4 protein-coding genes are annotated in these 5,432 nt (G+C 68.7%); 1 reads left to right on the top strand and 3 read right to left on the bottom strand.

What is annotated here, in order from left to right:
* Positions 1–194: 194 nt before the first annotated feature.
* Positions 195–707: a hypothetical protein gene (locus tag ACZ7KX_RS42480; RefSeq protein WP_470331311.1), complete on the top strand. Its 513-nt coding sequence runs from the start codon at positions 195–197 to the stop codon at positions 705–707.
* Positions 708–710: 3 nt separating this feature from the next.
* On the opposite strand, the gene ACZ7KX_RS42475 is transcribed toward ACZ7KX_RS42480, so the two are convergent.
* The 3 genes from ACZ7KX_RS42475 to istB form a co-directional block, all read right to left on the bottom strand.
* On the bottom strand, positions 711–3,041 hold the full coding sequence (locus ACZ7KX_RS42475) for a tyrosine-type recombinase/integrase (protein WP_470331310.1): 2,331 nt from the start codon (positions 3,039–3,041) through the stop codon (positions 711–713).
* On the bottom strand, positions 3,038–4,108 hold the full coding sequence (locus ACZ7KX_RS42470; protein WP_470331309.1) for a tyrosine-type recombinase/integrase: 1,071 nt from the start codon (positions 4,106–4,108) through the stop codon (positions 3,038–3,040). The genes ACZ7KX_RS42475 and ACZ7KX_RS42470 overlap by 4 nt, the downstream gene beginning before the upstream one ends.
* 374 nt (positions 4,109–4,482) lie before the next feature.
* Entirely contained in the window at positions 4,483–5,325 is an 843-nt protein-coding gene (gene istB, locus ACZ7KX_RS42465) for an IS21-like element helper ATPase IstB (protein ID WP_470331308.1), read from the bottom strand.
* Between the last annotated feature and the right edge of the window lie 107 nt (positions 5,326–5,432).

Here is a 5,432-nt window from a genome sequence, read left to right as displayed (position 1 = left end):
CGCCGCCGGCCTCCTGCAGGACCTCGACGCAGTCGTCGCCGGTCTCAGCCTGAGCTACAGTTCCGGCGCGGTCGAGGGCCACAACAACAAGATCATTCTGTGGAATCCAAGCTGTCAAGTGACGCCGAGGATCCTGCCGCTCGAATATGTGTTGGCCGGTCGGGCTGAAGCCCGGGAGACTCGCTGCTGTGGACATGGGGATCTCTGGTTTCAAGCCGTCCTTCCTGGTCGGGATCGAGGCGGTTCGGCAGGCGCACGGATCACGTCTGGCGACGCTCGTTGGTAGGCAGCTGACGGGGTTCGCCCTGGTGCGCTTCGTCGAGGACGGAGACTGGTTCGCCGACTGCCCGGTGGTGCTGGACTTCGACGGCCTCCAGGTGGAGGTTTGTCACTCGCAGCTCGACCTCCTCTCGATCGGCTGGAGCACGATCGACACCGCAGCGACCATCACCGGATGGGAGTGGTTCGAGCTCACGCCCCAGTGGTCTCGCGACGATGAACGCCTGGGGCCGTTTGTCGGCCAGGAACTGCGCGAGGTCACGCTGCTTGAGTGGCGGCCAGCAGACCATGACCTGGCAGCCGGAACGGTGGCGGTGGAATTCGCCTTCACCGAGGGCTGTCTGCGGATCGTCAACGGCCTCGACGAGAACCGCATCGAGATCGGTGCGGCCCAGCCGGATTACGTTCGGCACCGGCTGGGCCGTTGAGCACTACTGCTCGGTCGGCTTCTGGTTGATCTCAATGACAGGCAGCAGGGTGGCCTGCGCTGGGATGCCGATCTGCCGGGGAGTCGGACCGGCCGGCGTGGGGACGTCGGAGAGCCGTTTCAGTAGCTGGTCGAGGGTGGCTTGGCCGTCGTCGACGGCGGCGCGCTCCTCGTCAGTCAGAGGGATGGCCGCGAGCATCCTCTGCAGGTTCCCCTTCGCCTCCAGGAGTTGGCCCTTGCTGGACGCTTTGGGGGTGTAGAAGTCGCAGCGGGCGCAGGCCATGCGGTGCTGGCACTGCTCGAAGAAGGTGTAGCTGCAGTAGCCGTGTCCGAGGTCGTAGTGCTGCCAGGGCTCACCGATCGCGGCGGCGCCGGAGGCGACCGCGTCGCGGTCGACCAGGACCTCGATCGTGCGAACGTTGCGCTCGAAGTAGCCGGCCTCGGAGTAGGCCTTGGACAGAGTGGTCGGTGTGATCTTCGCGTAGTACTGGGTGGATTGCGGGGAGCGGTGTCCGAGCCAGGCCTGCAGCTCGAACAGGGTCATCGGTTCCTTGGCGTTGTAAAGCTGACTGGCGATGGTGGACCGGGCGCGGTGGCTGGTGATGTTGCCGCGGACATCGGCGGCCGGGACTCCGGCCTTGCGGCAGAGCATCGGGATGACGGTGTTGTTGATGTAGCTGGTGGAGACGCGGCGGGCCCGGACGGCGAACAGCGGGTCGACCAGCTCGCCGGTGCGGCGGTCGGTGAATTTCGGCTGGTCGGGGCGGGCGGCCTGCCAGGCGTCGACGGCCTGGCCGAGGATCGGGTCGACCGGCTTGGTGAAGGCGGTGCCGGTCTTGTGGGTGGGGACGTCGAGCAGGCAGGCCGCGTCGCGTGCCAGGACCTGCTGCGAGTCGCCGGCGATTGGTGTCCCGTCGTGCTGCCAGCGGATGCAGCCCACCTTCAGCCGGGCGATCTCGTTGCTGCGTTGTCCGGAGAACAGCCAGGTCAGCGTGACCGCGCGGACCAGTTCGAAAGGGTAGAAGTGCCCGGAGCGGGTCTGGGGGAGGTCGGCGGGTTCGAGGTTCAGGCCCGCCCACAGCAGCTTCGCCCAGACCTCGTCGGCGATCACCCTGGGGTCGGGTCCGAGGAGGGCGGTGATGCTGCGGGGAATGGCCAACGCGCGAACAGGATCGAAGCGGCGGGGCAGCCACTCCCATTCCTGGCAGTCCCGGAAGAACGTGCGCAACGCGGTGATCTGCCCGGCTTTGCTGGGCGCCTCCAGCGGCTTGCCGAGACGGTCGCCCAGCCCGACCGTGCGCTGGACGTAGTCGCCGACCTTCATCCGGTCCAGCGCGGCGATCCACGAAGCGCAGGTCTGCCGGGTCCAGTCGGCCGGATCGGCGGCGTCGCGCTGTTCGGCGGCGATCCACCGGCCGACCTTGAGCAGGTTGGAGCGGACGCCGCCGCGAACGCGCGGGGTCAGCGTCGAGGTGGCGTGCCAGCGGTCGGCCCACTGTTCCCAGACCGGCGCGCCGCCGCTGGCCCGGGCCGAGTGGCGGCCGGTGCTGGGACGCGGAGGATCACAGAAGCCGAGCTCGGCGACTGCCCGTTGCATAGCGTGCAGGGTGTTCAGCCGGCTGCCTTCCATCAGCCCGTCGCGTCGGACCCGGTCGAACAGTGCGGTGTCCAGGTCCTCAAGATGCGGGCTGCGGTTGAGCAGGAACAGCTGGCAGGCCACGATCGGCAGCAGGGTGTCCTCGTCCCGGCCGAGCTGGTAGCCCCAGGCGCTCAGGACCGAGCGAAGTCGTGCGGTCTCGCCGTTGACACGGTCGCGTCCGAAGATTCGCCAGGCCAGGGTAACCCGCTGGAAGCTGCCGAGCCGGTGGAACTCGTTGAAGGATCCGAGCAGGTAGGCGTGCGCCGCGAGATAGGGGCGGACCTCGTCGCCTGCCCAGGTAGGCGCGTGCTGACGGAACTCGGCCTGGGTGCGGCCGAGCAGGTGGATCCATTCCTCCTCGGTCCAGCCCCAGAAGGTCCGGCCGGTCTCCGCGCACCGCGTCAGTAGCACCGCGATCACGTCGAGCATGGCCCGTCGGCGGTGCGGGGTAGGCGGGGAGTCCAGTGCGGCGTTGACCGTCTCCAGCGGACCCAGCAGCCGCGCGATCACGCGCCAGCCCGGCGCGGACGGGTCGTGGTACTGCAGTCGCCGCAGATTGCGCACGCCCAGGTCGGCCACGGCCCTGGCCTCGTCAGGTCGCACTGCCACCGCGACGTTGTCGCTGGGCGGGGAGATCGGCCAGGACCAGCGTCCGGCCCCGTCCTCGGCGGCGATGGCCGGCAGTGGTGCAGTCACCGCGACACCTCCGCCGTCGTGCCGTCCGCGGACGTGAGCATCTGTATTCGCCAGGCATGGATGTGCTCCATGCCGCGGGCCAGTTTGTCGGCCAGGTCCCGGCCGGACAGGTGGATGTACTGGAGCGTGGAATCGGTGTTGCGGTGGCCGGCGAAGGTCGCGATCGCGTGCAACTCCCAGCCCATCCGGGCCAGATCGGTCAGACACAGGTGCCGGGTAGTGTGGGTCGAGAATCGCGGGACACCGGCCTCCAGAGCGATCCGGCGGACCACCTTCGACCAGGTCCACAGGGTCAGCGGCTGTCCGTGGTTGCGCCGGGACTCCGACAGGAACAGCGGCCCCCTGGCCCGGCTGATCGTGGCCCGGTGGGCAAGGTAGGCCGACATCAGCACGCCGGTCGACGCCGAGTACGGCACCACCCGCTCCAGCCGGTTCTTCGTCGTCTCCGCCCGCACCCTCAGCGTCCGGTGGGCCGGATCGAGGTCGTCGGTCCGCAGCGAGCACAGCTCCTCTCGCCGCAGTGCGGAATCGTAGGCCAGGGCCAGCATCACCCGGTTGCGGACCGGCTCCTCCCGCGCGACCTGCAGGATCCCCAGCCACTGCTGTTCACTGGGGATCCACGGCAGCTTCGTGAGTCGCGGCACCAACCCGCGCTGCTGCCCGCCCCGCTGGCGCCCAGGGGTGTAGCGGCCCCGGCCCACCGGGTTCGACTCGCGCAGACCCTCCTCAATGAGGAAGTCGTAGAACAGGCGGACCGGCACCAGGCGCTGCTGGATCGTGGCGTTCGCCAGTCCCGAGCCCGAGTCGATCGTCACCACGTTCGCGCCCCGCCGGTGCGGCCGTGACGTCAACTCCCTTACGTAGACGGCGATGTGGGCGCGGTTCGCGGTGACCGGGTCGACGTCCTCCCGCTCGCACATCACCAGGTACTCGGCCAGTCCGCGGGCGTAGGCGTCGATCGTCCTCGGCGCCCGACCAAGATCAGTCCAGATCTGCAGCCACACCGCCGCCTGCTCGTGCCGGCCCAGCACCGGCCACTTCTCCGTCAGCACCGTCGTGCCGCTCAAGCCATCTCCCAAGTCCGTGGTTGCACCGGGGAGACATGATCACCCCGAACAGATTCCACGTAACTTTTAAAATGCTCAAGCGTCAGATGTTCGGCCGCGCAAACTTCGACCTCCTACGCAAGCGTGTCCTCCACGCGACATGAGGTCGCCGGTCGTGGTGACGCGGTCGGCGCGGATGGTCAGGGTGTTGACCGCGATGTCGGCGGCCTGGTGGAGCCAGAGGTCTTGGAGGAGGTCGTCAGCCACGACCGTTCATGATCGCGGTTCCGGTGACGCTCTGTGGCTCTGGCACGGAAAGTGATCCAGAACCTGAAAACGGGCCGGTTCCGGCGGTTCAGTTGTGGGCCATCCATGGTCTCGCCGGATGGTGTGCGTCAGTCGTTGTCGTCGGTGGGGACGCGTCCGAGTTCGCGTCCTCGCATGCGGTAGGACTCGCCCTTGAGGGAGTGGACCTCGGCGTGGTGGACGAGTCGGTCGATCATGGCGGCGGCGACGGTCTCGTCGCCGAAGACCTCTCCCCAGCGTCCGAACGGCTTGTTCGAGGTGACGATCACGCTCGCGCGTTCGTATCTGTTCGAGATCAGCTGGAAGAACAGGTTCGCGGCCTCGGATTCGAACGGGATGTAGCCCACTTCGTCGATCACGATCAGCGGGTAGCGGCCGAGCTTGACCAGTTCGTCCTGGAGCCGGCCGCTCTGGTGGGCGGCGGCCAGGCGGTCGACCCACTGGGCGGCGGTGGCGAAGGCGACCCGGTGGCCGGCCTGGCAGGCGCGGATGGCGAGCCCGGTGGCCAGGTGTGTCTTGCCCGTGCCCGGCGGTCCGAGGAAGATCGCGTTCTCGCGGGCGGCTATGAAGTCCAGTGTGCCCAGATGGGCGAGTTGCTGGCGCGTCAGGCCGCGCAGGTGGCCGAGGTCGAGTTCTTCGAGGGTCTTGATCGCGGGGAAGCGGGCGGCGCGGATGCGGCCCTCTCCGCCGTGGCTGTCGCGGGCGGAGACCTCGCGCTGCAGGCAGGCGACGAGGTATTCGAGGTGGGTCCAGGACTCGGCCTGGGCGCGTTCTGCCAGCCGCTCGGCGGCGTCCAGCAAGGCGGGGGCCTTCATCGCGCGGGCGAGGAAGGCCAGGTCAGCGGCAGTCTGCCGGCCGGTGCGGGCCTTACGGCTCTCGGCCGGCCGCTCGGCGCCGGTGTTCTGGTCGGCAGGGGCGGTGGTCGGGGTCATCAGGGGTCCTCCTTTCCGGCTCCGCCCTCGATGAGGGTGAAGATGCGGTCGTAGGTGGCCAGCTCGCGCTGTTCGACCTCGACGCCGAGGCCGTCTGGCGCCAGGAG

It is taken from the genome of Kitasatospora sp. NPDC038210, assembly GCF_055600605.1.
This window is presented reverse-complemented; position numbering and strand designations above follow the sequence as displayed.